The sequence below is a fragment of the Nocardia elegans NBRC 108235 genome, assembly GCF_001612845.1.
Lineage (GTDB): Bacteria > Actinomycetota > Actinomycetes > Mycobacteriales > Mycobacteriaceae > Nocardia > Nocardia nova.
The window spans coordinates 1-888 of the sequence record NZ_BDBF01000112.1 but is presented as its reverse complement, the minus strand read 5'-3'; the positions used below and the strand labels follow the sequence as shown (position 1 = coordinate 888).

The window sequence follows — 888 nt, the reverse complement described above, 5'->3', positions numbered from 1 at the left end:
CATGCGGTGGTGTAGGTGCGGGCGACGAGTGCGGAGCGGAGGTACCAGAGTCCGCTGGCTTGGGTGGGGTCGAAGCCGGTGAGTTGGGCGATGCGTTTGAGGCGGTAGTCGACGGTGTTGGTGTGGACGTGGAGGAGTCGGGCGGTGCGTTGGCGGTTGAGGTTGTTGGCGATGTGGGTTTGGAGGGTGGTGAGGAGTTCGGGGTGGTGGTCGAGGGGGTTGAGGAGGGTGCCGAGGTGGTCGCGGCCGGGTCCGGGGCGGGTGAGTTGGTATTCGAGGGCGAGGTCGTCGAAGCGGTAGAGGCCGGGGATTGATCCGAGGCGGGTGACCATGTCGAGGAGTTGGTGGGTTTGGTCGGTGGCGGTGGGGATGTCGGTGGTGGGTGTGGTTGTGGTGGTGGCGGTGATGGGGACTCGGGCGGCGTGGGAGAGGTGGGTGATGAGGGTGTCGAGGTCGGTGGGTGTGGTGGTGGGGATGAGGAGGGTGCCGCCGTCGGTGGATAGGAGGGAGAGGGTGGTGGTGTGGGTGGTGGTGGCGAGGGCGGCTTGGATGCGGCGGAGTTTGCGGCGGGCGATGATGGTGGGGTCGAGGTGGGGGTTGGCTTGGTCGGGGTGTGGGGGGATGTGGAGGGCGAGGATGTGGTAGTTGTCGGCGATTTCGATGCCGCATTCGCGGGCCATGGTGCTGGTGGGGTGGCCGCCGAGGAGGGCTGAGGTGAGGGTGTGGACGGCGTTGTGGTGTTCGGAGACGACGGCGCGGAGTTCGCGGACGTAGGCGTGGGAGACGGCGGTGGTCATGGTGTCGAGGATTTCGACGAGGAGTTTGGCGCCTTGGAGGAGGTTGGTGTAGTCGGTGTGGGTGAGGGTGAGTGTGGGTTCACCGTCACCG

1 protein-coding gene is annotated in these 888 nt (G+C 66.7%); it reads right to left on the bottom strand.

Annotated features, from left to right (window positions below; genetic code table 11):
* A partial coding sequence (locus NE2_RS34420; RefSeq protein ID WP_063909567.1) for a PucR family transcriptional regulator occupies positions 1–888 on the bottom strand: 888 nt, incomplete at both ends.